Source organism: Vibrio sp. L85 (genome assembly GCF_963871815.1).
Taxonomy (GTDB): Bacteria; Pseudomonadota; Gammaproteobacteria; order Enterobacterales; family Vibrionaceae; genus Vibrio; species Vibrio harveyi.
In genome coordinates, this window is sequence record NZ_CAWMYL010000134.1 from 1 (window position 1) to 380 (window position 380).

A 380-nucleotide genomic window follows, 5' to 3' on the forward strand; every position below is an offset into this window, starting at 1 on the left:
CGTCAGGTTGGTATCCCATACATCATCGTATTCATGAACAAATGTGACATGGTTGACGATGAAGAGCTACTAGAACTAGTAGAAATGGAAGTTCGTGAACTTCTATCTGAGTACGACTTCCCAGGTGATGACCTACCAGTTATCCAAGGTTCTGCTCTAGGCGCACTAAACGGCGAAGAGCAATGGGAAGCTAAGATTGTTGAACTAGCAGAAGCGCTAGATTCATACATCCCTGAGCCAGAGCGTGCAGTAGATATGCCATTCCTAATGCCTATCGAAGACGTATTCTCAATCCAAGGTCGTGGTACAGTAGTAACTGGCCGTATCGAGCGTGGTATCCTAAACGTAGGTGACGAAGTTGCTATCGTTGGTATCAAAGA

1 protein-coding gene is annotated in these 380 nt (G+C 45.5%); it reads left to right on the forward strand.

Translation table 11 applies throughout. The features are described from left to right. A partial coding sequence (locus tag AACR11_RS13705; RefSeq protein ID WP_228287034.1) for a GTP-binding protein occupies window positions 1–380 on the forward strand: 380 nt, incomplete at both ends.